Genomic DNA, 24,053 nt, shown 5'->3' on the forward strand with positions numbered 1-24,053 from the left:
TGGCATCCCCTAAGGCACCTTGCGTTGGGGAATCGTCGCTGTCCGGTGTTACGACGACATTGCCGAGGTGGGTCACATCGCCTCAGATCGCCATGGCGGCTCGCACGGTGGAGGCGGCCGCCGAACCACCATCACCGGTCTGCGTGACGAAGCCCGAGGCGAGCACGACGTAGCGCTCGGCGGCCTCGAGGGCGAAGCCGATGTGCTGCTCGACGAGCAGCACATCGATGCCCTCGCCGGCCAACTGCATGATGGTCTGCTCGATCTCGGCGACGATCGTGGGCTGGATGCCCTCGGTCGGCTCGTCCAGGATGAGCAGCTTCGGCTCGGTGATGAGGGCGCGGGCGATCGCGAGCTGCTGGCGCTGCCCGCCGGAGAGCAGGCCCGCCTTCCGGGTGGCGAACCTCTGCAGGGCGGGGAAGCGGGACATCTGTGCGTCGATGAGAGCCTTGCCGCGCCGGCGCCCGTCGGCGACGAGCTGTAGATTCTCGAACGTCGTGAGCTGGCCGAACGCCTGCTGACCCTGCGGCACGTACGCCATGCCGCGAGCAACGCGCTGGTTGGGGGCAAGCGACGCGATGTCCTCGCCGTCGAACAGCACGTGGCCCTTCGACGGCTTGATGAGGCCGATCGCGAGACGCAGCAGGGTCGTCTTGCCGGCGCCGTTGTGGCCGAGCACGGCGACCACCTTGCCGGTCGGCACCGTCACGCCGTGCAGCACCCGCGTGCGCCCGTAACCGGCCTCGATGTCGGTGAGCTCGAGCATGTCAGTCCTCCGTCGGCTTCAGCGTCGCGGCCACCACGTCCGGCGAGCTTGCGAGCCGGTCATCCGGCACGGTGGGCACGACCGACATGGCGGCCGTGGTGGCGGCGCCCGCGGTGCCGAGGTAGACCTCCTGCACCTTGGGATCGGCCTGAACCTCGGCCACCGTGCCCTGCGAGAGCACCTTGCCCTGGTGCAGCACCGTCACGCGGGTGGCGAAGCGGCGCATGAAGTCCATGTCGTGCTCGACCGCGAGCACGATGCGCTTTGCCGCGATGCGCTGGAGAAGGTCGCCGGTGGCGGTGCGCTCGTCGTGGCTCATCCCGGCGACGGGCTCGTCGAGCAGCAGAACCTTCGCGTCCTGCACGAGCAGCATCGCGATCTCCAGCCACTGCTTCTGGCCATGCGACAGGATGCCGGCCGGCGTGGCGAGCTCGCCGCCGAGCCCGGTCTCCTGCAGCGCCTGCTCGATCGACGGGTCGATGCCGCGCCGGGCCCGCAGCAGCGAGACTGAGGAGCGGCGGAGCCCGGCGGCGATGTCGAGGTTCTGCAGCACGGTGAGCTCGTCGAAGACGCTCGCGGTCTGGAACGTACGGCCGACCCCGAGGCGGACGATCTTGTGCACCTGCTTGCCGAGCAGCTCTGTCTCGCCGAGCCTCGCCGACCCGGTGCCCTTGGTCAGCCCCGTGATGGCGTCGATGCAGGTCGTCTTGCCGGCGCCGTTCGGGCCGATGAGGAACCGGACCTCGCCGGGGTGCGCGTCGAAGGACACCCCGCCGACCGCGACGAACCCCGAGAACTCGACGTGGAGATCCGTGACAACGAGGGAAGCGTCGGTCATGACCGCACCTCTTCGAGCTCTGGGGCGGCAATCGCCGGGGCGGGCTGCTCGGCCGGGCTCCGGCGCGCCCACCCCGTGAACCTGGCCGGCAGCGACGACAGTCCGTTCGGCAGGAAGAGGATGACGACGATGAACAGCAGACCGAGGATGTAGGTCCAGCCGTCGGGCCAGGTCGAGCCGAGGCTCGACTGCCCCCATCCGACCGCTATCGCGCCGAGCGCAGGGCCGAAGAGCGACGCGCGGCCGCCGAAGGCAACGCCCGCGATCATGAGGATCGAGGCGGCGGCGCCGATCTCGGCCGGGGTGATGATGCCGACGATGGGCACGAACATCGCTCCGCCGATGCTCGCCATCAGCGCGGAGACGACGAAGGCGACGAGCTTGACGTTGGCCGGGTCGTAGCCGAGGAAGCGCACGCGCTCCTCGGCGTCCCGGGTGGCGACAAGGAGCTCACCGAAGCGGCTGCGGTAGAGCTGCCACACCGCGAGCAGGCACACGATGAGCAGCGCGGACGCGATGAGGAACACCATGACCTTGTTCGCCGGATCGTTGAGCACGAAGCCGAAGAAGTACTTGAAGTCGCTGAGCCCGGTGTCGCCGCCGGTCTCCCGGATCGTGGAGCTGATCAGGGTGGCCAGCGCGACGGCGAGCGCCTGCGTCAGGATCGCGAAATACGCGCCCTTCACCCGGCGCTTGAACAGCGCGTAGCCGAGGACGCCGGCCACGACCACCGGAAGCAGCACGATCGCGAGCAGGGTGAACCCTGCGCTGCGGAACGGTTCCCAGAACATCGGGAGCGGCGCGAGCGGGTCGTAGAGAACCATGAACCCCGGGACTCGATCACCGGCGGTCTCCAGCGTGAGGTGCATGGCCATCGAGTAGGCGCCGAGGGCGAAGAACACCCCCTGCCCCATCACGAGCATCCCGCCCCGGCCCCAGGCCAGGCCGATGCCGACGGCGGCGATGGCCCAGCAGCAGTACTTGCCGAGGTTGTTGAGCCAGTGATCGGTGAGTACGAGGGGGGCGACCGCGAGGAGCAGGACGGCGACCACCCCGATGCCGCTGAGGGAGATCCATGGCTTCAGCTTGGTCATGCCAGACTCCTGGTTCGCACCGTGAACAGGCCCTGCGGGCGTAGCTGCAGGAAGACGATCACGAGGATGAAGGCGAGCACCTGCGCGAAGCTGCCGGTCGTCCAGTAGGCGAAGAACGAGAGAGCGACGCCCACCGCCCACGCGGCGATGATGGTGCCCTTGAGCTGGCCGATGCCACCGGCGGCGACGACGAGGAAGGCCGGGATGATGTACTGCGCGCCCATCTGGGAGTTCGTGCCGCCGATGAGCGACGCGGCCACGCCGGCGACCCCGGCGAGACCCGACCCGACGAAGAAGGTGAGACGGTCGATGGTGCGGGTGGAGATCCCTGTGGTCTCGGCGAGGTCCCGGTTGTGCACTGTCGCCCGGATGCGGCGGCCGAACGAGGTGTACTTGAGCCAGGCCGACAGCGCGGCGACGCAGACGGCCGCGAGCAGGATGGTGAACAGCTGCCGCAGCGGCCATTCGTAGCCGAGGATGTTCAGCTGCCCGTCGAGCCAGCTGGGTTTCTCCACCGGTACGCCCTGGGACGGGAAGATCTGCAGTGCCGCCTGCTGCAGGATCAGGCTGACACCGACCGTGACGAGCAGGGTGTCGAGCGGCCGGCGGTACATCCACCGGATGATGGTGACCTCCAGCAGGAGGCCGAACAGGCCGGCGACGACGAACGCGACCGGCAGCGCGACCGGGATCGACAGGTCGCTGGCGACGATGACCTGCTGGACGAGGTAGGCGTTGAAGGCGCCGATCATGAGGAACTCGCCGTGGGCCATGTTGATCACGCCCATCTGCCCGAAGGTGAGCGAGAGGCCCAGTGCGGCGAGCAGGAGCAGCGCACCTTGTGCGCTGCCGTTCAGCAGCTGTGGGATCACTGCGTCCACGTGCTATCGCTCTCTGTGCGGATTCGGTCCGGGGCGCGGGGCCGCACGCCTTCGGCGACATGCGACCCGGCGTCCGGGTAGGGGTGGGGCGATCAGCCCGCCGCGTCCACGAGCTGCTGGCGGATGTCCGCCGGGAACCAGTCGTAGCCCTCGAGGTACGGGTCGGGCTCGATGAACTTGTCGGAGGCCCAGACGATGTCGAACTGGTTGTTGGCGTTGATCTCGCCGATGTGGCCCGGCTTGGAGATGTGGTGGTTCTTGCCGTTGAGCGTGACCTTGCCCTCCGGCGCGTCGAACGTGATGGTGTGCGTCTTCGCCGCGGCGTTGATCGCGTCGACGTCGAACGAGCCGGCCGCCTCGACGAGCTCCTTGTACAGGTACAGCGAGATGTAGGCGGCCTCCATCGGGTCGGAGGTGACGCCGCTGCTGTTCGGGTAGGCCTTCCAGCTTTGGATGAACTTCGGGTTGGTGTCGGTCTTGAGCGACTGGAAGTAGTTCCAGGACGCGTAGTTGCCGGTGACCGCGTGGCCCATGGCCGGCGCCTCCTCCTCGGCGATCGACACCGAGATGATCGGCGTCTTCGCGGGGGTGAGGCCGGCGTCGTAGTACGCCTTGATGAACCCGACGTTGGACGAGCCGTTGATGGTGTTGAAGATGAAATCGGGTTTGGCCGCCACGATCTTCGCCACCTGGCTGGTCCAGTCGTCCTTGTCGAGGGGTACGTACTCCTCGCCGACGATCTGGATGCCGAGCTTGGCCGCGTAGAGCTTGATGATCGCGTTCGCGGTGCGGGGGAAGACGTAATCGCTGCCGGCGAGGAACAGCCTCTTCACTCCCTTGGAGGCGAGGAAGTCCATCGCCGGGATGATCTGCTGGTTGGTGGTCGCGCCGGTGTAGTAGATGTTCGGCGACGACTCGAGGCCCTCGTACTGCACCGGATAGAAGAAGAGGCCGTTGAGCTTCTCGACGACCGGCTTCACGGCCTTGCGGGAGGACGAGGTCCAGCCGCCGAAGATCGCGGCGGCGCAGTCCTGGGTAAGCAGCTTCTCGGTCTTCTCCGCGAAGGTGGGCCAGTCGGTGGCGCCGTCTTCCTGGACGTACTCGATCTTCTTGCCGAGGATGCCGCCGCTGGTGTTGATCTCGTCGGTGGCCATGTGCAGCACGTTGGAGACGGTCTTCTCGGAGATCGCCATGCCACCGGTAAGGGAGTTGAGGAAGCCGAGCTTGATGGTGCTGCCGGAGGTGTCGACGCAGCTGGCTGCCGCGGACGACCCGGCGGTGGCCGTGTCGTCGCCGGCTCGGGCGCCACAGCCGGCGAGCACGAGGGCCACGGTCGTCCCGATGGCGCCAGTAGCCACAAGCGCGCGCATCCGCTTACTGGTGGTGAACATATGCGAGAACTCCGTTCCTGCTGAAGGCGGCGTGACGCCGGGGTCGCGGCACGGCCGATCGTGCGGATGAAAATGTCCAGGGCGAGCCGCCGTCGTCCAGCTCCCCGCCCCGTGCCGCCGGCTGCTGTTGGTAGTGAAAGCAGAGTGACCGCGAGTCATTACTCTGACATTTCTTGAATGTTCCAACTCTGTAGCCGCCGGACCGATCGAGACGCGATTGCGCTGGAAATACGCGGAGACGCAAGAAGCAGCGATGTCAAAGTTCTGCCAGCCCTCGCGATGGCACGAAGCCCATGGCACACTTCTGACATCTCGGAGGCGGACGAAAGCCTCCGGTCAGGCTCCACGAGAGCAACGGCGGAACGTCACGGCCCCTGGGGCGCCAGGCATCCCCAGGACCGGCACGTTCTGGCTGCCGCTGCGCGCGCCATCCTTGTCCTTCCGCAACGCACTGGCGTGCCCAGATTCGCCGCTGTGCCCGCTTAGGAGGGCAGCGCCGGCGTCCGCGCATATGTCGTGGACGTCGATGGGTTCGAGGCTGCATCATCGGCCGGTGGCTGGCTCCGACCGTGACCTGTTCGCATCTCTTGGCCCGGACGAACGCGCGCTGCTGGCCTGGGTGGCCCCGCAGCTGGACGCCGCCGCGATCGAAGAGATCGCGGCGGCGGACTACGGCGTCGACGTGCCGCGATATCGCCGGGAACTGACCGAGCTGGTGCACAGCCCCTGGCTGCCCGACAACCTGGAATGGAACCCGGGTGAGGTCCTTGCCCTGACCCGGTGGACAACGCCGACCGGCCGGCAAGGCCACCTCCAGCGGCTGTTCGCCTGCACGCTCCTGGTCCGGGCGGCGACCGCCGACGGCAACCCGGTGGACTCCCTCGCGCCGCTGGTCGACTCGGCATGGGAACTCGGCGAACCGGCCCGCGACGCCGCAGTGCGCTTTCTGGCCTGGTGCCGGCTGAACCTACCGGGCGACTGGCGCGATGAGCCGTCCTCGCCGATGTTCCTGACCCTGGCGGTGCTCCTGCTGTCGGCGGAAACCGCGGCCTCGGCAGCGTTGGCGGCCCTTCTGGTCGAGGAACTGGACGCCGTGCTGACCGACCCGGAACTACCGTGGCGGCGACGTCCCCGTTCGCTGCTGTTCGCCCGCCGCGACACCGACTCCGCCGGCACCCGCCGGCTTTGGTCTGCACTCATGACCCGCTGCCTGGTGGACAATCCCGCAGTCGTCGATCCTCGGCTGGGCGTGCTGGGCAGAGCCCTCGGCGGCGACACCGCCACCCCGATCGACGACCTCCGCGCACTGTTCACCGCCGCGACGTAGCGCTAGCCGGCGATCTGGGCGTCGGTCATCGAGCCAACGTCATCGACCCAGACGCGAATGCTGTGCCCGCCGAACATGCCGTCGTCATCGAAGTAGAGCTCGATGTCGTCCTCACCCGCCGCGGTGATGCAATCGAGACGGAGCCGGCGGGCGAACTCGGCGGCGCTGATGACGGTCTCGCCGTTCTCCCAGACCTCCACCTCGCCCGGCCTTTCCGGGGAGAAACTGTCCGCCAGTTCGACCGCGATCCGCCGGGCGAAGCCTGCCAGTTCACCGACCGTCATGCTCACGCGCTCAGCGAGTTCGGCCGCCGGAAACTCCTCGTCCGCGTCGAGCACGACTGCCACATCACCGAGTCGACCTTGAAACTCGGCGCCTTCGTTCGGGCGCCGGAACTCACCGAGCACCGTCTGCACCGATAACGCTGCCATCAGACACCACTCCGTAAACGACGAGGTTCGGGCACCGGCCCTCCGACCGCAAGCCATTCTCCCTGACCCCTGGGCTTGTGACAACCGGTCTCTTGACTAGTAGTCATGCCGTAGGGGAAGCTGCTTTCGCGTCGAAGTCAGGCGCGGAAGGAGGAACTATGACGGGCAGTGTGCCTTCCGAGGTCGCGTCGGCGCCGGCACGTGACTTCGACGGCTTGTACAAGGCGCTGTTGGAGGCCCATCCCCGGGACGCGTTGCACCTGTTGTGCGGTGCGCGACTCGACGGGCAGGCGGTGGTCCTCGACGGGCCGACCGAACAGCCGCGGCAACGCAGCCGTCAGCGCGACAAGGTGTTCCTGGTCCGGCATGACGACGGGATGCCCGCCGACATCTACCACGTCGAGGTTCAGGTCAAGCGGACCGAGGACTTCCAGGAGCGGATGGTGGCTTACTGGGCGTCCCTGGCACTCAAATATCGCCGGGCGGAGCATCGCATCCATCAGGTCGTGCTCTGGCCACTGGGCGGCGGGTATTCGGGCCGTTTCAGCCGTGACCGGGTCCGGCTCGACTACCGGTCGATCAACGTGCCCGACGACCTCGACCCCGGAACGCTGTTGGCCAGCCCGCTCGCGCCGCTCGCGTTGTGGTCCCAGAAACCACCGCCCGACCTCGCGGAACGGGTCGCCGATCGGATCGCCGCAACCGGTGCGCTCGAGGAACAGCTGGTCCAGATCGAGCTGGGTATGCTCGTGGGAGGTTCCCTGGCGGCCCAGGTTCTCGACGCACTGCGAAGGAGAGGCATGACCGACGTTCTCAGGCAGACGGAGACGGGCCGCGAGATCGCCCGCGAAAACCGACAGCAAGGCCTGGAGCAAGGCCTGGAGCAAGGCCTGGAGCAGGGCCGCGTCGAGGGGATGCGGGCTCTCCTACGGGCGAGATACGGCGACTTTGCCGACCTCGACGACGTCGCCCGGCGACTGGCCGACCGTGACCACGACGGAAACATCGCACGCATCGTTGCCGGAGCCACCCTGGCGGAGTTGCGTTCCTGAGCTGCGCGGGGATCAGGTCGGGGTGGCCGGCATGCGGGCGGAGCGGGTCGGGGTCTCGAGGGGCCGGCCCGTGCGGAAGACCGCCAGCGGCGACTCGTCGGGGGCCAGGCCGAGCTGCGCGGCGAGCGGAGCGGCTGTGGTCGCGCAGTCCAGTAACTGGCTGAGCGGATGGACGCTCAGGCCACGCTCCGACAACGCCAGCCAGACGCGGACGAGCGCGCGGCCGTGCTCGATCACCGCTTCCGGCGTGTCGGCGCTGCCGATGAGGACCAGGACGCTGCCGTCGTACCGCAGCGTCCCCTTCGAGGCGGCGGCTAGCAGCGCCGGGCCGCCGAGACGGCTGGTGACCGGGTAGGCGCTGGGGGCGATCAACGCGGCCAGGCCGGTGGCCTCGATCCGGGACAGCGTCATGGCCCGGTCGGTGAGGCCGTCGAGGTGGTAGCGCGGATGCTTCGGCGAGAGCCGCATCCACGCGCGGAGTTCGCTGACGACCGCGGGCGTGCCGAACATCCATCTGTCCGCCTCTGCGAGCGGTGCTACGAGCTCTCGGGCCGGTACCTGTCTCAGGTCGGCGCCGAACGCGGTCAGCGCGGTCAGGGTCGCCGGATCGAGCAGGCCGGGGGCGTAGCCACCGCGGGCACAGCGCCGCCGCTGCACGGACCCGACGGTGAACGGGGTGTCGTACGGCGAAGGGGCCGGGACGAGGCGGGCGGCCCGCAGCGTGGTGTCTTCGACGGCGATTTCCGGGCGCACCGGCAGACCGGCGGAGGCGGCGACGATCAGGCACGTCTCGATGAAGGCGCCCAGCGAGAGAAACAGGTCCCGCCGGGTCGGGTCCGAGCCCGGCAACGCGCGCGAAGGATCCCAGTGCACGTCGACGGCGTCGTCCGCGTACCGCAGGACCCACGGCTGCGTGTTGTGGGCGCTCGGGGCGCGGCGGCAGGTGTCCTCGTGCGTACGGAAGGAATTGACCCAGCTCATCGAACGGCCCGCTCGTAGAAGGTGTAGCCGTGCAGCGGACGGCCGCCCATCCGGCGGAACTGCGACGCCGATGCCGGGTTGTCGCGTTCCACGAACGTGCTTCGCAGGGTGCGGTACCCGCCGGCGCGGAGGTTGCGGTGCAGTTCCCGGGACAGCAGGGTCAGGTAGCCGCGACCCTGTTCGCCGGGGACCGTGCCTTTGATGATGAGCACCGCGTCGCGGCGGTACCGGCTGCGGGTCGCGAGCAGCCGCAGCTGGTTGAGCACGCCGAGCCGCCCGCGGACCCGCATGAAGAACTCCGACACGTCGGGCACGGTGACGACGAACGCGACCGGCCTGCGGTCCTTCTCCAGCCACAGCAGCAGCGCCTCGTCGAGCAGGTACGCCAGGCCGTCGGTCTGCGCGGCGAGCTCGTCGGCGTCGATCTCGGTGTAGTAGCCCAGCTGCGCGAAGGAGGCGTTGAGCATCGCCCGCAGGATCGGCAGCTGCGCGGCGAACCGGCGCCGTGAGCCGTGCCGTATGACGAGGCCGGGCAGGCGAGTGTCGTCGAACGGGAACAGCGTGCCGGAGTCGGTGTCCGGCAGGTCGCAGAGCCAGGTGTCGGCCTCGAAGCGGCGGACGAAGCCGTGCCGCTCGTACGTGCCGGGGTAGTGGGCGGGGTTCCAGGCCGAGTCGAGGAAGCCGCGTTCGTCGAAGCCGAAGGTGATGACGCCACCGGTCTGGTTGGGAAGCAGCCCGACCGGGCCGAACAGCGCCTCGGCGTCGCGGCCGCGCTGCGCGACGAGGCCGAGCAGGGCGGTGGCGGCCTCGTCGTCGCGGAACTCGGTGAGACCGAACAGTTGGTGCCGGCGGCCGAGCTTGGCGTCGAACTTGGCGTTCCGGTGCAGGATCGTGCGCCCGACGGCGGTGCCGGCCGCGTCGCGAGCGAGGAACAGCTCGACGTCGTCGCCGCGCCACCACTGGGCGATGACCGAGTCGGCGAGGGGCACATACCGGTCCACGGGATGCAGCCGCAGCGGCAGGTCGCAGAAGTCGCGCAGCCCGGCCCGGTCGGTCACGGCGGAGACGCGTACGGTCATGGCGCGGGCCGCCGGTGCACGCTCGGGCCGTCGGCTTCGCCGGACAGGGCGGTGTAGGTCTCGATGTGGGCCATGCTGTTGTCCTCGGCCCGCCAGACGCCGTTGGTGTAGCCGCTCTCTTCGGCGTTGTAGAGCCGGATGTAGCCGCCGGTGGCGTTGCGGGTGCCGTGGTCGGTGATCCAGCACATGAGGTCGCGGTGGTGTTTGGTCCGGGCGAATTTCAGCAGCGCGTCCCGGTCGCGGAAGAACGCGATCGTGCCGAGCGTGAACGGCCATTGCCAGTAGACGGTGTGCCAGCAGTAACCGGGCAGCCGCCGCATCTGCCGCACCATGCGGAACCAGGTGAAGGTGAGAGCGACGATCGAGCGCACGCCCCGGTACCGGGTGGCGCCGACGAACATCGCGGTCGCCTGACCCACCGGTGGCACTTTCGAGAAGTCGGTGGTCCTCATGCCGCGGCGCTCCTCGCCAGGTAGACGTTCTTGATTTTGCCGGTGCCGCCGGCGAACGGGCCGGTCCCATGCTCGTGGAGGCGGATGCGCAGGTCCGCGGCGCTCGGGTCCTCCGCAAGGGACTCGGCGAAGTCGCGGCTCACCTCGGCGAGGTAGCTCACCACGCCGCCGCGGCAGGCGTCGGCGAATGCGCCGGTCGGCGGAATGCCGGCGCGTAGCTGGACGTGCACCACCGCGCGGCTTTCCAGATCGGTGTGCTCGTCGAGGGTCAGGCAGAAGCTCTCGATCTGGTGCGCGAGCGGGTTGTCCCGATACAAGCCGTTCTCGACGTCCTGCGGGTAGATGTTCGCGCCCATGTACGAGATGGTGCTGTCTTTGCGGCCGTACAGAAAAAGCAGCGGCAGCCGCATCCGGTCGGCCTTTCCGGGGCCGATGTGAACAAGCGACGCCAATTCGTCGTACGAGATCAGCTTGCCCTCGTCGCCGATGTTGTAACGCACCTTGGGGTTGAGCACCGCGGTGGTGTTGATGGTGCACAGGATCTCGTTGTCGGCGGTGGTCTCCAGGTACGTCTCGAGGGGGTTGTATTGGAAGATCATCGGTAGCCGCTGCTCGCCGGGGCCGAGCAGCGCGGCGCGCAGCCGCTCGTCGGCGCGCAGGCGGCGGCGCAGCCACACGGTGAGGTCGGTCTCGCCGCCCATGCCGATGGTCAGGTCGCTGGCGCCGTAGCCGGAACGGACCTTCACGAACCGCTGCTCCAGGTAGTCGCGGAGCGCCTCGGTCATCCCCTCGCCGCCGACGAGCGCCGACAGCCGGAACGGCGCCCAGTCGAAGCCGACCGCGTCCATCCGGTCGAGCAAGTGCTTCAGGAACGGCGGGTACGCGGTGATGATGTAGTCGAAGCCGGGGCCGAACTGGCGCAGGGTGTCGATGATTTTGTCGAGGTCGGGACCGGTGTTCTTGACCATCGCGACCCGGGCCATGGCGATGCCGGTGTTGGTGCCGGTCGCCCAGGCGCCCATCGAGTACGCGTTGATGACGAACCGCCGCTTCGACGGGAAGACCAGCGTCGTGTAGCCGGCGAGGTTCTTGTGCACCGTACGCAGCTCCCGGCGGCCGCGGACCCAGCTGTACGGCCGGCCCGACGACCCGGACGACTCGTCCACGACGCTGCCGGCGATCTCGAACCGGCCGTGCCGGCAGCGCTGCTCCTGCGAGTACGCGTTCACATAGGACTGTTTGTCGGTAGGCGGGTAGGAGGCCAGATCGAACCAGCGGAACTGCCAGCCGTTGCGGCGCAGGAAGTCACCGTAGGCGGGCACGTCGATGGCGGCGAACTGGCACGTCATCCACGCGTGCAGGCGGGCGAACCGGGCCATCCACGGCCGGTAGTTGCGGGCCATCAGGCGCCACACCGCCGGGTGGACGCGATAGATCGCGTACAGCCAGGTCAGCCCGAAGCTGCTGACCCGAAGCGCCCATTGCCGCACGAACGTCACGACTGGTTCCCCTCTTCATCGACTGGGAACTCAGCCTCGCCGCCCGAACGGCCCGGCGCCTGAGTCGGCGTACTCGGATCGGGTGAGCACTGAAACGCGGGCTCGGACAACGTATTTACGAATCTATCTAAATAATTGCTCCCGATGGATTTGCGGTCCTAAGATCCGCTCGCCCGCTTTCCGTGCGGGTCAATCGGGGAGCGTCACATGAGAACTTCCACCAGAGGACTGCGCATCGTGGCTGCGGCCGCGGTCGGCCTCGCCTCCGCCATCGTCGGGCTCAGCACCGCCGCCCAGGCCGCGCCTATCGGCAGCAACCTGCCCGTGATCGCGTGGACCTACACCGACTCGGGGCAGCCGGACGCGCCGGTCCTGAATCCCGCCGGGAACATGCCGGTCGGCACGTTCCGGGACGGCACCGGGATCAGGCACACCCGCCGGGGCTACTTCACCTACGACATCAGCGGGCTCGCCGGGCGCGTGCCGCATCTGGTGAACCTCTACACCAGCGAGACCTCCGTCGAGAGCTGCGACGTGCAGGCGCCGGTCGAGGTTTACCGCACGAGGGCCGTCAGCGCGACCACCACCTGGCACAAGGCGCCGGCCGAGCTCGAGCTCGTCCGCCAGGCCACGCTCGGCAAGGGGATCATCTGCCCGGGCGCGTACGTCGGCACCGATGTCACCGCTCAGATCCAGGCGGCGCTTGCCCGGCACGAGAAGACGCTCTCCTTCGAGGTGCGGATCGCCGACTCGGCCGAGAAGGACGCCCAGGTGGCTCGTACGTTCAAGCCGCTGACGCTCTTCGTGCAGTCGAACGCCGTACCCAAGGTGTCGACGCCGCAGGTGCGTTATGCCTCCGGCACCGCGTGCGGCACGCTCGCGAAGCACCCCACCGCCGTGCACCCGCAGTTGACCGTCAAGGTGTCCGATGCGGACCCGGACGACTACAACACCGCCAACTTCGCGGTGTGGCCGGTCGACCAGCCCGACCAGCGGACGACCTACTCGAACAGCGTCAACTTCGAGGATCTGGCCACCGCGAACCCGTACCTGAACGGCTACGCCGACGGCACGGTTGTCGGCTGGCAGGCGCAGGCGGCCGACAGCCAGGACTCGTCGGCGTGGAGCAAGGTCTGCTACCTGACCGTCGACAAGACCGCGCCGGCAACCAAGCCGATCGTCACCTCTACCAAGTACGCGCCCTCGACGGACGGCGTCGGCACCGGTGGCGAGGGTGTGCCGGGCACGTTCGTGCTCGACGCGGCCGGCGACCGCGACATCGTGGCGTTCGCGCTGCGGGACGACTTCTACGCCAAGGTTCCGTCCCAGGTGACGACCAACCACCCGGGCGGCAAGGCACGGGTGGTCGTCACGCCGCAGTACGGCGGCAGCGACACCCTGCACGTCACCGCGATCGACGGCGCCGGCAACCGGGGTGCGACAACCGATTACTCGTACGTCGTCCGGCGCACCGGCCCCTACGCCACCATCACCGTGAACGGCGTCGGCATCGAGAGCCCGGTGACCTTCTCCGCCGCGACGGGGATCACCGTCACCTCGTACACGTATCTGCTGGAGAGCGGCGACGACGAGGTCCGGCTCCCGGCGACCAACAACATCGCCACGACCTCGATTGTCTTCCCGCACGCGGGCTCCTTCGCCCTGCGCATCCGCGCCTACAACGGCAAGAAGCTGGTCGGCGAGCAGACGCAGCAGGTCGGCGTCAGCAACGCCCCCGACGTGAGCTCCGACGTCTTCAGCTGGGACAAAGACCAGCCATTCGGTACGAGCGGCAGCTTCACCTTCCGCCCGCGCGAGACGGGTGTCGTCGCTTACGTGTACGACTTCGGCGACGGCAAGCAGCAGCGGATCGACGCCGCGGCCGACGGCACCGCGGTGCTCGACTGGACGGCGGAGACCGGCGGGTACTACACCCTCACGGTGTCGTCGGTGCGGGCGGACGGCGCCACCTCGGCAGCCACCCAGTACCTGTACACGATCACCGACACCCGGCCGACGGTGTGGACGGACATCGACACCGACGCCGACCCACGCACCGACGGTGTGGGCGTGCCGTTCAACGTGTACTTCTCGCTGGACCAGTGGCAGCCGTTCCACTTCGTGTACAGCGTCGACGGCGGCCCCGAGCAGGACCTCACTCCCGGCGACTGGTCGACCTCGATCCAGGTGACGCCCACGCACAGCGGGCCGATGACAATCGCGGTCCGGGCGCAGTTCGACGACGGCACCGCGACGCCGACGCGGACCGTCACGATCGACGTGCTGGACGCGCCGTTCGTCACCGCGACCTCGCCGTACGGCGGCACGCCGGTCGTCGGGCTCGCCGGCACGCTCGCCTTCACGCCCGGCCGGTCCGGGGTGGCGAGCTACCGCTACACGGTGAACGGCGGCGACGTCCGGACCGTGGCGGCCGGCGCGGACGGCACCGGCAAGGCCACCTACACGCCCGCCGACACCGGACTGGTCGACCTGATGGTGTCGAGCGTCGGCGCCGACGGCACGGTCAGCAGCCCACGGCACTACCAGTTCGCCCCGGTCACCCAGGACATCGGGGTGTTCAGCCCGGGCGGCGGCGACAGCTGGGCCGGCGTCGACGTGGGTGGCGTTCTCACCTTCACCAGCCCGGTGGACAAGGGCGTCACCGCGTACATCTGGCAGGTTGACGGCGGCCCTGCCATCACGACGCCGGCCGACGCGACCGGCTCGGGCGTGGCCGAATTCCGGCCGCAGCACCAGGGCGACAACGTGCTGAGCGTGCGGGCGCAGTACGAGGACGGCACGCTCTCACCGGCCGTGGAGCGGCACATCGGCGTCGGCAACGCGCCCGAGGTCACCATCGGCGAGTGCACGGCCGGCACGCCGGTCACCTTCACCATGCACGGCGGCATGAACCACGTCGACTCGTTCCACTACGCGGTCTACGGCGACGGCCTGTTCCTCGCCGAGGGCACGGTCACGGCCGACGCCACCGCAACGGCACAGGCGACCTTCACCCCGACCGCCGGACAGATCACCATCTACGCGTACGCCCACGCGGAACCCGGCGACGCCGGCGGCAGCGTGACCTACGGATACGCGTACTGCGCCGGCTGAGCAGAAGCGGTTCTCAGGAAAGCGAGCGCAGGCGGCGCTGCAGGAACGCTCGCTCCGGCCCGTTGCCGGCGAGATCCAGCGCCTGCTGGTACGCCTCGGCGGCCTCCGACGCGCGCCCCATCCGGCGCAGGAGGTCGCCGCGGGCGGCCGGCAGCAGGTGATAGCCGGCCAGGTGGCGGTCGGCGGCCAAGGCGTCCAGCAGCGCGAGCCCGGCCCCGGGTCCGTCGACCATGGCGACCGCCACCGCCCGGTTGAGGTCGACCAGCGGCGAGGGCGCGACCGTGCGCAGGACGTCGTACAGGGCGACGATCTGCGGCCAGTCGGTGGTCGCCACCGTGGCCGCCTCGTCGTGGACGGCGGCGATGGCGGCCTGCAGCGCGTACGGGCCGGGCGGGCCCCCGGTCAGCGCTTCGACCACCAGGCGGCGGCCCTCCTGGATCTTGGCGGCGTCCCAGCGGGAGCGGTCCTGGTCGTCGAGCAGCACCAGGTCGCCGCGGAGGTCCACGCGCGCGTCGCGGCGGGCGTCGATGAGCAGCATGAGGGCCAGCAGGCCGGCCGCCTCCCGCTGCCGGGGCATGAGGCGGTGCAGGATCCGAGCCAGCCGAACGGCCTCATCGGCCAGTTCGGGGCGCATCAGGGCGGGGCCGCTGGTCGCGGCGTAGCCCTCGGTGAAGATCAGATAGATCACCCGGAGCACGGCCGGCAGGCGTACGGGAAGCTCATTTGCCCTTGGCACGCGGAAGGGAATGCGGGCCTCACGGATCTTGCGTTTCGCGCGCACCAGCCGCTGGGCCATGGTGGCGTTCGGGGTGAGGAACGCGCGGGCGACCTCCGGCGTGGTGAGGCCGCCCAGGCAGTTCAGCGTCAGCGCGGTCTGCGCCTCGAGCGCCAGGGACGGGTGGCAGCAGGTGAAGAAGAGGTACAGCCGCTCGTCGGGCACGTCGTCGGGGTCGGCGGGCTCCGGTGGGGGCGGCTCGTAGCGATCCGCCTCCACCTGGAGCAGGGCCAGCTTGGCGGCCAGCACCTTGTCCCGCCGCAGCAGGTCGACCGCCCGGTGGCGGGCCGTGGTAAGCAGCCACGCCGCCGGGCGGTTGGGCACGCCGTCGCGCGGCCACCGCTGCAACGCGGCGGCGACGGCGTCCGCCGCGACCTCCTCGGCCAGGTCGAGGTCACCGAGGGTACGGACGAGCGTGGCCAGCAGGCGGCCCCACTCCTCGCGGAAGACCGCCTCGACCGAGTCGGCCGCCGTACCCACCGGTGACCTCCGCGATCAGTTGAATTCCATGATCGGCCGGACTTCGACCGATCCGTACTTCGCGCCCGGGCACTTCGCCGCCCAGTCGATCGCCGCGTCCAGGTCGGGCACGTCGATCAGGTAGTAGCCGCCGAGGACCTCCCGGGTCTCGGCGAACGGCCCGTCGGTGACGACCCGCTCGCCGTCCTTGACCCGTACGGTGGTGGCCGTCTTGCTGTCCTGCAAGGCCTCGCCGCCGCTGCTGGCGCCGGCCTCGTTGATCGCGTTGCTGTACGCCCAGTACTCGTTCATCACCTTCTCGCCCTCGGCCGGGTCGGGCGCGGCGGTGGTTTCCTCGCTGTAGATCAGCAACAGGTAGCGCATGACGGTCTCCCTCATGTCAGATGGCCGCTTTCACTATGGCGACGATCGGGCGCGGCGTTATCGACAGTTCGACAAAGAAAAGTTTCAGGGCTTCAGCGCCAGCTTGCCGACGGTGGCCCGCGCCTCCAACTCGGCGAGGGCCTTGGGGCCGTCAGCGAGCGGATGGACGGTGGGCCGGCCGGGGCCGAGCACCCCGGCCGCGACGAGCCCGGACAGCTCGCCGAAGATCTGCGGCACGGTCTGGATCAGGACGCCGATGTTCAGGCCGATGAGGTGGATCTGGTGCTTGTACACCAGGTCCCAGTTGCTGATCTTGGCTGCCCCGCCGGCCAGGCCGTAGACGACGACCCGGCCGGTGACCCGTTTGGCCGCCGCCAAGCCGGCCTCGAAGGTGGCGCCGCCGACCGACTCCAGGACCAGGTCGACGCCGGCGCCTTCGGTCAGCCGCAGGACGTCGGCGCCGGAGTCGATGACGTGGTCGGCGCCCAGCGCTCGGACGATCTCATGCTTGCCGGGCGAGGCCGCGGCGATCACCGTGGCGCCGAAGTGCTTGGCGATCCGGACGGCGGCCTGGCCGGTGGCGCCGGCGGCCGCCTGGATCAGGACGGTCTGCCCGGCGGTGACCTCGCCCAGCGTCTTGACCGCGGCCAGCGCGGTCGGCCAGTTCACCACCAGGCCCAGGGCCTGCTCATCGGCCCAGCCGGCCGGCACCGGGACCGCGGCGGCCGCCGGCAGCAGCATGTACTCGGCGAAGGCGCCGCCCTTGATCCCGGCGCCGACGACGTGGGCGCCGGGCCGCGGGGCGGTCACTCCGGCGCCGACGGCGGTGACTTCTCCGGCCGCCTCGATGCCCGCCAGATACGGCGGTCGCGGGCCGCCGGCGAAGGTGCCGCGGGCCTGTGAGATGTCGACGAAGTTGACGCCGGCGGCGGTGACTCGGATCAGAACCTCGCCCGGGCCCGGAGTCGGCACCGGTGCGTCGGTGATCAGGTGCAGGTCCTGGGGGCCGTCGAGGGATGTCTGCTGAAGGGCGCGCATGGCAATCGGTTCCTTAGCTCGGGTGCCTGCCTACACCCAGGAAGACCCCGCGCCGCCGGCAAAGGAATCGAAGACGCCGACCAGTTCCGGATCCCCGAAAGAGGAGATCCGGCGGATGCCGGCGTCGGTGACGGTCAAGACACAGATTCCGTACGGCTGGTAGATGCCGTTCGGGTCGCGAAGGTGGGCCACCGCGGCGGGCTGACCGTTGGCGCTGGTCGCCACCATGCGCCAGTCCCCGGGCGCGCCCAGCAGGTGGTCGCGCAGGAACGGCACGCAGACGGCGCGGCCGGCGAACCAGGTGCGCAGCGGCGTCGCCTCCAGCACGGCGTCCGCCAGCAGGAGCCGCTCCAGCGCGGCGGCGTCGGCGTTCGCGAACGCCGCGATGTAGCGGTCGAGAATCGCGCGGGCCTGCGGCGCGGTCGGTTCGGAGATCTGACCGTCGGCCAGGGCCAACTCCTCGAACCGGGCGCGGGCGCGCTGCAGCGCGCTCTTGACCGATGCGGTCGTGGTGCCGAGCATCTGGGCGACCTCGGTGGCCGGGAACGCCAGCACGTCGCGCAGGAGCAGCACCGCCCGCTGCTTCGGCGGGAGGTACTGCAGGCTGGCGACGAGGGCCAGCCGCACCCCTTCGCGGGCGGCGACGATCGTGGCGGGATCGGCCGACTCCGGGAGCACCAGCGCGTCCGGCACCGGCTGCAGCCAGCTCACCTCGGCGCCGGCCTCTTCCAGGTGCGCGTCGGGGTCAAGCTCCGGGTCGGAGAGGCCGGAGGGCAGCACTCGCCGGCCGCGCTTGGCCAGCTCGGTCAGGCAGCGGTTGGTGGCGATCTGGTAGAGCCAGGTGCGCACCGAGGACCGGCCCTCGAAGCCGCCGTAGGACCGCCAGGCCCGCAGGTACGTCTCCTGCACCACGTCCTCGGCGTCCTCGATCGAGCCGAGCATGCGGTAGCAGTGCGCGAACAGCTCGCGCCGGAACGGCTCGGCGGCCTCGACGAAATCCGGCGCCATCCTCGCCTCAGTCATGACGCCACCGTCGATAGGACGAGGCGGCGACGAGCGCCAGGCACAACGCCGCCGACGCGATCACCAGCGGGTTCGTGAAGGCAGGCACGAGCTCGGGGCCGCAGGTGGTGTCGTGCAGTGGCCACAGGCTCGTCACCCCACCGGGTGAAGGGTGGCTACCCGGCGAGGCGATCGTGCACCGGTCGTCGGCGTCGGTCATCGACCCCAGGGCGAGCAGGAAGAGGAACGCGACCACGCCAGGAAACCTAGCGTCAGATGCCGGCCATCGCGAGGTTGCGGGTGGTGATCGAGTGGCGCCAGCGGGCGGCGTCGTGATCGATGACGGTGGCGGCGGTGCGGTCGGTGCGCAGGTGGATGATGGTGCAGACGATCGAGGCGCTGATCAGGCCGACGCTCGCGGACGCCCACACGGCGGGCTGGGCGGTGCCGAGGCCGTAGGCGAACCAGGAGGCGCAGGCGCCGGCGCCCATCCGCCAGCGGAGCGGGGAGAGGCCCGAGAGGTCCTGGTGGCGGTCGCGCAGCAGGGACAGCGGCTGAGGAATCGCGGAGAGCACCGAGACGGCGGCCAGCGCCAGCCCGAGCAGCGGGGCGACCTGCTGACCCCGTACACCCGGAAGAGCAGCGGCAAGACCGCTCAGAAGGACCACCGTCAGGACGCCGGCGAAAGCGCCGCCGCTCAGGCGCAGCGCGCGGCCGGACCGCAGCGACGGCTGCGTCGCCAGCAGGGCGACCAGGATGGCCAGGCCCGCTGTGCCGGTCACCACATTTGTCACGATCTGGATGCGCTCGCCGCTGAGCAGGCCGTAGGTGATCCAGCCGAGCGGCAGCGCCACGCCGAGCGCGCTCGCGGTGGATGACAGGCCGCCGGTGCGGCGCTGTACGCAGGACTTGTAGACCTGGGGCCAGGACAGGGACATGGAGAGCGCGGCGCCGAGGCAGCCGAGGGCGTGGGTAAGCATGATCCGTTTCCGGTCGGGGTCAGGGCCGAATGTCCCTTCGCCCGGCCGCCGCCCGTCCTTACCGGGATCCGCGCGCTACCACCGAGCTGCAACCTTTCGCACTGAGCAAATAACCGGGCCGGGCGGGTGACATCGGCGGCCGGCGGTTTGGCACAGTGGACGGATGCTGACCGACGTGGACCTGCCCGCGCCCGGGCTGCTGTGGACGCGCTGGGCGACCCTCGCCGCGTCGCTGACCGGCATCGGCTTCGCCGACGTCTGGTACGTCGACGAGCGCGGCGCCCACCACGACGATCACGGCGGCAGCTGGGCCCGGCTGGCGCTGCTCGACGGCGCCCGGGCCGTGCTGTTCGGCTATGACCGCGATCACAGTGCCACCGCCTCGGCCGACCCGCCGATCGACGTGCTCACCGGCGCGCCCGGCTGGCTGCCCTGGGACGATCTGACCTCGCTCGCCGAGGCCGACCGGCTCGGCTTCGTGGTGTGGCACGACCAGGGCCGCTGGTCGCGCTGCCGCTACGCCGACGGCGTCGCCGACGGCCTGGTCGACGTCGTCGGCGCGGTGCTGAGCAGCGAGAACACGCTGCGCGAGCTCGCCGCGGTGGTCGAGGAGTGGGGGCAGCACCCGCTGGAGACCCCGGCCGAGCGGGACGAGGTGCGGGAGGCTTCCGAGCAGCTGCTCTGGGCGGCGGTGCGCGGCGAGGCCGGCGGCGGCGCGTTCGAGCGGCTGCTGGGCCGGCTCACCGAGCCGCGGCTCGACCTGCGGGCGGCGATGTTCGCGGCCGGGCGGGGCGGCATCACCTCCGGCACCCGCCCGCCGCGCATCGCCCCGGGCGAGCGGCCGCCGATGCGCCGGGTGCGCAAGCTGAGCCACGGCGAGCACGACCGCCTGGTGTGGGCCGCGATGCACGACGCCGGCGAGCTGCGCCGGCCCGCTCCCCCGGCGACCGGCGAGCTGGACGCGCTGGCCGGCTGGATGCGCGAGCGGTCACCGTCGGGCGACGGCCGCTGCACGGTCCTGGCGTACGCCGACGCGACCAGCATGAGCGTGCAGCCGGGCGAGCGCCCGCCGGCCGACCGCGACGGCGAGCAGCGCTACCAGGCCTTCCACGAGCTGAACGAGCTGGTGCGCCGGCTGCGGCACGCCGAGGCCGACCCGCGGTACGGCCGCTGGCTGTTCCTGCGGGTGGAGACCACGGCGTCGGGTGTGCGGATCGAGCGGCGGTACGACTCGTGGCCCGAATGGTGGGCCGACGACGGCGTCTCCGGGCCGTGGCGCACCAACCTGCAGGAGGAGATGGAGGCCCGCGCCATGGCGTGGCGGCCGGTTTGGGTGCGGCTGCTCGACCCGGCTACCGCCTATCGGCCGGGCTAGAAATCATCTCGATCGCCTTGGCGATGCGGCGCTCGCGCGTCGCCGGGGTCTTGGCGGCGTTGATCGCCTCCACGTGCTGGCGCTGGTGCGAGTAGGAGAGCTTCTGCCAGGCGTCGCCGGCCCCGGCGCCCTCCAGCGCCGCGCGCAGGTCGTCGGGCGTCTCGATCACCCGTGGCGCGGTGTCCAGCTCGATGTCGAGGTCGTAGACCTGGCCGCCCTCGAGGCCGCCCGCCTGCCGCCGCTCGGCGCTGACGCCCAGCCAGTAGCTGCCACCCATCTTGGCGATCGTCGACCGGAAGGTGAAGCCGTTCACCACCGCGGTGACCTTGGGACGGCCGCCGCCGCCCAGCTCCTCGACCGCGTCGGACGGGATCTCGAAGCCGGTGGTGTTGCCGCCGGTGCGCTGGAGCTCGATGGTCAGCCTCATGCCTCGTCCTCCGACAGGTCCAGGCCGTCCCGGTCGGCCCACTCCAGCAGCGTGGCGAGCGAGAACGCCTCGTCGTCGATGGTCTTGTGCAGGTCGCCCAGCTCGGCGAAGCGGGCGGGCACGGTCTTGATCGTGAAGTCGCGCGGGTCGACGTCGGGGATCTCCGACCACTCGATCGGGGTGGAGACCGTCCCGGTGGGCACGCCGCGCACCGAGTACGCGCTGGCGATCGTGTGGTCGCGCGCGTTCTGGTTGTAGTCGACGAACAGCTTCGCCGGGTCGCGGTCCTTGCGCCACCAGGTGGTGGTCACGTCGTCGGGGGCGCGCCGCTCGACCTCGCGGGCGAACGCCAGCGCCGCCCGCCGCACCTCGCCGAACGGCCAGTCGGGCCGGATCCGCACATAGATGTGCAGGCCGTGGCCGCCGGACGTCTTCGGATAGCCGGTGATGCCGAGCTCGTCGAGGACCTCGTGCGCCACGCCCGCGACCCGCTTGACGCGATCGAACGGGCAGTCCGGCATCGGGTCGAGGTCGATGCGCCACTCGTCGGGCTGCTCGGTGTCGGCACGCCGCGAGTTCCACGGATGGAACTCGACGGTCGACATCTGCACCGCCCAGATCACGTCGGCCAGCTTGGTGACACACAGCTCGTCGGCGTGCCGGTTGTAGCGCGGGAACTTCACCCGGACCGTCTCGAGCCACGGCGGCGCGCCGTTCGGCACCCGTTTCTGATGCACCTTCTCGCCGGCCAGGCCGTCGGGGAAGCGGTGCAGCATGCACGGGCGCTCGCGCAGCGCCCGGACGATGCCGTCGCCGACCGAGAGGTAGTAGTTGACCAGGTCGAGCTTGGTCAGGCCGAGATCGGGGAAGTAGATCCGCCCCGGGTTGGAGACGCGGACCTCGTAGTCACCGACCTCGACCTGCGTCGCTGGAGACGCCATGGGCCCAACCTAGCCCAACCAGGCATCCAACAGATCAACCATCAAGGTGTCCCGGGAGTCGAGCAGATCGAACAGCGGGCCGGTGCGCGGCAGCTCGTGCGTGATGAAGTAGCGCGCGGCGATGCGTTTGCCCTCGTAGAAGTCGCCCGACTTGTCGCCGGCGGCGCTCAGCTGCGACAGCCAGAGCCACGCGATCACCAGGTGACCGGCGGCGTCCAGGTAAGCGGTGGCGTTGGCCAGCGCGACGGTCGGATCGCCGCCGGCCCAGAGCTTCGCGGTCGTGCGGGCCAGGCGGTCGGCCGCGGCCAGCACCGGCTCGCCCAGGTCCTGCGGCGCGCCAAGAGCTGTCTCACGGATTCGGGAGAGGAGCAGTTGCAGGCCGGCGCCGTCGCGCATCACGACCTTGCGGCCGAGCAGGTCGAGCGCCTGGATCCCGTCGGTGCCCTCGTGGATCGAGTTGAGCCGGTTGTCGCGGTAGAACTGCTCGACCGGGTACTCCCTCGTGTAGCCGTACCCGCCGTGGATCTGGATCGCGTGATCGTCGGCCAGCCGGCACCACTGCGAGGGCCACGCCTTCACGATCGGCGTGAGCACATCGAGCAGCAGGTTGTTCTCCGCCGAGGGCTCGTCGAGGAGTTTCGCGGCAAAGAGCACAAGAGCGAGACCCCCTTCGACGTACGACTTGGAGGCGAGCAACATGCGGCGCACGTCGGGGTGGTCGACGATCGGGACCGGCGGGGCGGCCGGGTCCTTGGCCGCGACCGGGCGGCCCTGCGACCGCTCGCGGGCATAGGCGAGGGCGTGCAGATACCCGGTGTAGCCGAGCGCCACCGCGCCGGCGCCCACCCCGATCCGCGCCTCGTTCATCATGTGGAACATGTAGGCGAGGCCCTTGCCCTCCTCCCCCACCAGGTAACCGGTGGCGTCGTCGAAGGAGAGGACCGCGTTGGTGGTGCCGCGGTAGCCCATCTTGTGGTTGAGGCCGGCCAGCGCGACCCCGTTACGCTCGCCGACCGTGCCGTCGGCGGCGACCAGGTGCTTGGGCACGACGAACAGCGACAGGCCCTTCACCCCGGCCGGCGCGCCGGCCACGCGGGCCAGCACGAGGTGCACGATCGTCTCGCTCAGCTCGTGGTCGCCACCCGAGATCCACATCTTGCTGCCGGTCACCCGGTAAGTGCCGTCGCCCTGGCTCACGGCGCGGGTCAGCACGTCGCTCAGCGAGGAGCCGGCCTGCGGTTCGGACAGGCACATCGTCCCGGTGAACCGGCCTTCGAGCATCGGCCGCACGTACGTGTCGATCTGCTCTTGACTGCCATGAGTGATCAGCAGGTGCGCGTTGGCCATCGTCAGCATCGGGTAGGACGAGGTGCCGATGTTGGCCGCCTGGAACCACAGGAAACAGGCCCGGGCCACCACGACCGGGAGCTGCGAGCCGCCGTACCGCTCATCCATCGTCGCCGCGGTCAGGCCGGCCTCGTTGAACGCCTTCAGCGCCGCCGCCACCTCGGGGATGACGTGCACCCGCTCGCCGTCGAAGGTCGGCTCCTCGAGGTCGTTGCGGCGGTTGTGCGGGGCGAAATCGCGCTCGGCTATCCGCGCGCACACGTCGAGGAACGCGTCGAACGTCTCGCGCGAGTGCTCGGCGAACCGCTCCCGCGCGGTCAGCGCCTCGACGTCGAGCCACTCGTAGAGAAGGAAGTCGAGGTCACGCCGGGACAGGATCCGGGACACGCGGTCACCGCCGTTCGCGAGTCGGGCCAGAGA

23 protein-coding genes are annotated in these 24,053 nt (G+C 70.0%); 4 read left to right on the forward strand and 19 right to left on the reverse strand.

Features of this window, described 5'->3' with window-relative positions; all coding sequences use genetic code 11:
* Positions 1-82: 82 nt before the first annotated feature.
* From ACQPZX_RS40710 to urtA, 5 genes are all read right to left on the reverse strand, one after another.
* Complete coding sequence (locus ACQPZX_RS40710; protein WP_433368001.1) at positions 83-766, reverse strand: ATP-binding cassette domain-containing protein; 684 nt, start codon at positions 764-766, stop codon at positions 83-85.
* A gap of 1 nt (position 767) precedes the next feature.
* Complete coding sequence (urtD, locus tag ACQPZX_RS40715) at positions 768-1,604, reverse strand: urea ABC transporter ATP-binding protein UrtD (protein ID WP_433368004.1); 837 nt, start codon at positions 1,602-1,604, stop codon at positions 768-770.
* Positions 1,601-2,698, reverse strand: a complete 1,098-nt coding sequence (gene urtC, locus ACQPZX_RS40720) for an urea ABC transporter permease subunit UrtC (RefSeq protein WP_433368006.1) — start codon at positions 2,696-2,698, stop codon at positions 1,601-1,603. Before urtC ends, urtD begins: the two co-directional genes overlap by 4 nt.
* Positions 2,695-3,579, reverse strand: coding sequence for an urea ABC transporter permease subunit UrtB (gene urtB / locus ACQPZX_RS40725; protein WP_433368009.1), 885 nt, complete (start codon positions 3,577-3,579; stop codon positions 2,695-2,697). The genes urtC and urtB overlap by 4 nt, the downstream gene beginning before the upstream one ends.
* A 92-nt stretch (positions 3,580-3,671) precedes the next feature.
* Positions 3,672-4,970, reverse strand: a complete 1,299-nt coding sequence (gene urtA, locus ACQPZX_RS40730) for an urea ABC transporter substrate-binding protein (RefSeq protein WP_433368012.1) — start codon at positions 4,968-4,970, stop codon at positions 3,672-3,674.
* Positions 4,971-5,523: 553 nt separating this feature from the next.
* Between urtA and ACQPZX_RS40735 the strand changes: the two genes are divergently transcribed.
* Entirely contained in the window at positions 5,524-6,297 is a 774-nt protein-coding gene (locus tag ACQPZX_RS40735) for a hypothetical protein (protein ID WP_433368015.1), read from the forward strand.
* 2 nt (positions 6,298-6,299) lie between these two features.
* On the opposite strand, the gene ACQPZX_RS40740 is transcribed toward ACQPZX_RS40735, so the two are convergent.
* Positions 6,300-6,728 (reverse strand): DUF2262 domain-containing protein, encoded by a 429-nt coding sequence (locus ACQPZX_RS40740; RefSeq protein WP_433368018.1) that lies wholly within the window; start codon positions 6,726-6,728, stop codon positions 6,300-6,302.
* Between the two features lie 158 nt (positions 6,729-6,886).
* Between ACQPZX_RS40740 and ACQPZX_RS40745 the strand changes: the two genes are divergently transcribed.
* A complete protein-coding gene (locus ACQPZX_RS40745; protein WP_433368021.1) occupies positions 6,887-7,780 on the forward strand; it encodes a hypothetical protein in 894 nt (297 codons plus the stop codon).
* A 12-nt stretch (positions 7,781-7,792) separates the two neighbouring features.
* Here ACQPZX_RS40745 and ACQPZX_RS40750 read toward each other — a convergent pair whose 3' ends face one another.
* The 4 genes from ACQPZX_RS40750 to ACQPZX_RS40765 are packed head-to-tail and all read right to left on the reverse strand — an operon-like array spanning position 7,793 to position 11,791.
* Positions 7,793-8,761, reverse strand: coding sequence for a hypothetical protein (locus ACQPZX_RS40750; protein WP_433368023.1), 969 nt, complete (start codon positions 8,759-8,761; stop codon positions 7,793-7,795).
* Positions 8,758-9,840, reverse strand: coding sequence for a hypothetical protein (locus ACQPZX_RS40755; protein ID WP_433368026.1), 1,083 nt, complete (start codon positions 9,838-9,840; stop codon positions 8,758-8,760). Before ACQPZX_RS40755 ends, ACQPZX_RS40750 begins: the two co-directional genes overlap by 4 nt.
* Positions 9,837-10,292 (reverse strand): DUF4188 domain-containing protein, encoded by a 456-nt coding sequence (locus ACQPZX_RS40760; protein ID WP_433368028.1) that lies wholly within the window; start codon positions 10,290-10,292, stop codon positions 9,837-9,839. The genes ACQPZX_RS40755 and ACQPZX_RS40760 overlap by 4 nt, the downstream gene beginning before the upstream one ends.
* On the reverse strand, positions 10,289-11,791 hold the full coding sequence (locus ACQPZX_RS40765) for a phenylacetate--CoA ligase family protein (protein ID WP_433368031.1): 1,503 nt from the start codon (positions 11,789-11,791) through the stop codon (positions 10,289-10,291). Before ACQPZX_RS40765 ends, ACQPZX_RS40760 begins: the two co-directional genes overlap by 4 nt.
* Positions 11,792-11,998: 207 nt before the next feature.
* Between ACQPZX_RS40765 and ACQPZX_RS40770 the strand changes: the two genes are divergently transcribed.
* On the forward strand, positions 11,999-14,905 hold the full coding sequence (locus tag ACQPZX_RS40770; protein WP_433368034.1) for a hypothetical protein: 2,907 nt from the start codon (positions 11,999-12,001) through the stop codon (positions 14,903-14,905).
* Between the two features lie 13 nt (positions 14,906-14,918).
* Here ACQPZX_RS40770 and ACQPZX_RS40775 read toward each other — a convergent pair whose 3' ends face one another.
* From ACQPZX_RS40775 to ACQPZX_RS40800, 6 genes are all read right to left on the reverse strand, one after another.
* A complete protein-coding gene (locus ACQPZX_RS40775) occupies positions 14,919-16,160 on the reverse strand; it encodes an RNA polymerase sigma factor (RefSeq protein ID WP_433368037.1) in 1,242 nt (413 codons plus the stop codon).
* Positions 16,161-16,175: 15 nt separating this feature from the next.
* A complete protein-coding gene (locus ACQPZX_RS40780; protein WP_433368040.1) occupies positions 16,176-16,523 on the reverse strand; it encodes a YciI family protein in 348 nt (115 codons plus the stop codon).
* An 84-nt stretch (positions 16,524-16,607) separates the two neighbouring features.
* A complete protein-coding gene (locus ACQPZX_RS40785) occupies positions 16,608-17,561 on the reverse strand; it encodes a zinc-binding dehydrogenase (protein WP_433368043.1) in 954 nt (317 codons plus the stop codon).
* A gap of 30 nt (positions 17,562-17,591) precedes the next feature.
* Positions 17,592-18,584, reverse strand: coding sequence for an RNA polymerase subunit sigma-70 (locus tag ACQPZX_RS40790; RefSeq protein ID WP_433368045.1), 993 nt, complete (start codon positions 18,582-18,584; stop codon positions 17,592-17,594).
* Positions 18,577-18,819, reverse strand: coding sequence for a hypothetical protein (locus ACQPZX_RS40795; protein ID WP_433368048.1), 243 nt, complete (start codon positions 18,817-18,819; stop codon positions 18,577-18,579). The genes ACQPZX_RS40790 and ACQPZX_RS40795 overlap by 8 nt, the downstream gene beginning before the upstream one ends.
* Before the next feature lie 16 nt (positions 18,820-18,835).
* Positions 18,836-19,543: a SemiSWEET transporter gene (locus ACQPZX_RS40800; protein WP_433368051.1), complete on the reverse strand. Its 708-nt coding sequence runs from the start codon at positions 19,541-19,543 to the stop codon at positions 18,836-18,838.
* Between the two features lie 163 nt (positions 19,544-19,706).
* Between ACQPZX_RS40800 and ACQPZX_RS40805 the strand changes: the two genes are divergently transcribed.
* Positions 19,707-20,918, forward strand: coding sequence for a hypothetical protein (locus ACQPZX_RS40805; RefSeq protein ID WP_433368053.1), 1,212 nt, complete (start codon positions 19,707-19,709; stop codon positions 20,916-20,918).
* On the opposite strand, the gene ACQPZX_RS40810 is transcribed toward ACQPZX_RS40805, so the two are convergent.
* Genes ACQPZX_RS40810 through ACQPZX_RS40820 form a run of 3 tightly spaced genes read right to left on the reverse strand, consistent with a single transcriptional unit; the run spans position 20,896 to position 24,020 of the window.
* Complete coding sequence (locus ACQPZX_RS40810; protein WP_433368056.1) at positions 20,896-21,345, reverse strand: YdeI/OmpD-associated family protein; 450 nt, start codon at positions 21,343-21,345, stop codon at positions 20,896-20,898. The two genes, ACQPZX_RS40805 and ACQPZX_RS40810, sit on opposite strands and share 23 nt — an antisense overlap.
* Entirely contained in the window at positions 21,342-22,286 is a 945-nt protein-coding gene (gene ligD / locus ACQPZX_RS40815) for a non-homologous end-joining DNA ligase (RefSeq protein ID WP_433368059.1), read from the reverse strand. Before ligD ends, ACQPZX_RS40810 begins: the two co-directional genes overlap by 4 nt.
* A 9-nt stretch (positions 22,287-22,295) precedes the next feature.
* A complete protein-coding gene (locus ACQPZX_RS40820) occupies positions 22,296-24,020 on the reverse strand; it encodes an acyl-CoA dehydrogenase (RefSeq protein WP_433368061.1) in 1,725 nt (574 codons plus the stop codon).
* Positions 24,021-24,053 lie beyond the last annotated feature (33 nt).

Source organism: Actinoplanes sp. CA-142083 (genome assembly GCF_050942195.1).
Taxonomy (GTDB): Bacteria; Actinomycetota; Actinomycetes; order Mycobacteriales; family Micromonosporaceae; genus Actinoplanes.

What these genes read in the sequence shown, in the direction of transcription:
- ACQPZX_RS40780 (WP_433368040.1), bottom strand. Translation starts at nt 16,523, where the DNA reads ATGCGCTACCTGTTGCTGATCTACAGCGAGGAAACCACCGCCGCGCCC.
- ACQPZX_RS40745 (WP_433368021.1), top strand. Translation starts at nt 6,887, where the DNA reads ATGACGGGCAGTGTGCCTTCCGAGGTCGCGTCGGCGCCGGCACGTGAC.
- ACQPZX_RS40770 (WP_433368034.1), top strand. Translation starts at nt 11,999, where the DNA reads ATGAGAACTTCCACCAGAGGACTGCGCATCGTGGCTGCGGCCGCGGTC.
- ACQPZX_RS40760 (WP_433368028.1), bottom strand. Translation starts at nt 10,292, where the DNA reads ATGAGGACCACCGACTTCTCGAAAGTGCCACCGGTGGGTCAGGCGACC.
- ACQPZX_RS40785 (WP_433368043.1), bottom strand. Translation starts at nt 17,561, where the DNA reads ATGCGCGCCCTTCAGCAGACATCCCTCGACGGCCCCCAGGACCTGCAC.
- urtD (WP_433368004.1), bottom strand. Translation starts at nt 1,604, where the DNA reads ATGACCGACGCTTCCCTCGTTGTCACGGATCTCCACGTCGAGTTCTCG.
- ACQPZX_RS40810 (WP_433368056.1), bottom strand. Translation starts at nt 21,345, where the DNA reads ATGAGGCTGACCATCGAGCTCCAGCGCACCGGCGGCAACACCACCGGC.
- ACQPZX_RS40710 (WP_433368001.1), bottom strand. Translation starts at nt 766, where the DNA reads ATGCTCGAGCTCACCGACATCGAGGCCGGTTACGGGCGCACGCGGGTG.
- urtC (WP_433368006.1), bottom strand. Translation starts at nt 2,698, where the DNA reads ATGACCAAGCTGAAGCCATGGATCTCCCTCAGCGGCATCGGGGTGGTC.
- ACQPZX_RS40740 (WP_433368018.1), bottom strand. Translation starts at nt 6,728, where the DNA reads ATGGCAGCGTTATCGGTGCAGACGGTGCTCGGTGAGTTCCGGCGCCCG.
- ACQPZX_RS40790 (WP_433368045.1), bottom strand. Translation starts at nt 18,584, where the DNA reads ATGACTGAGGCGAGGATGGCGCCGGATTTCGTCGAGGCCGCCGAGCCG.
- ACQPZX_RS40755 (WP_433368026.1), bottom strand. Translation starts at nt 9,840, where the DNA reads ATGACCGTACGCGTCTCCGCCGTGACCGACCGGGCCGGGCTGCGCGAC.
- urtA (WP_433368012.1), bottom strand. Translation starts at nt 4,970, where the DNA reads ATGTTCACCACCAGTAAGCGGATGCGCGCGCTTGTGGCTACTGGCGCC.
- ligD (WP_433368059.1), bottom strand. Translation starts at nt 22,286, where the DNA reads ATGGCGTCTCCAGCGACGCAGGTCGAGGTCGGTGACTACGAGGTCCGC.
- ACQPZX_RS40750 (WP_433368023.1), bottom strand. Translation starts at nt 8,761, where the DNA reads ATGAGCTGGGTCAATTCCTTCCGTACGCACGAGGACACCTGCCGCCGC.
- ACQPZX_RS40805 (WP_433368053.1), top strand. Translation starts at nt 19,707, where the DNA reads ATGCTGACCGACGTGGACCTGCCCGCGCCCGGGCTGCTGTGGACGCGC.
- ACQPZX_RS40800 (WP_433368051.1), bottom strand. Translation starts at nt 19,543, where the DNA reads ATGCTTACCCACGCCCTCGGCTGCCTCGGCGCCGCGCTCTCCATGTCC.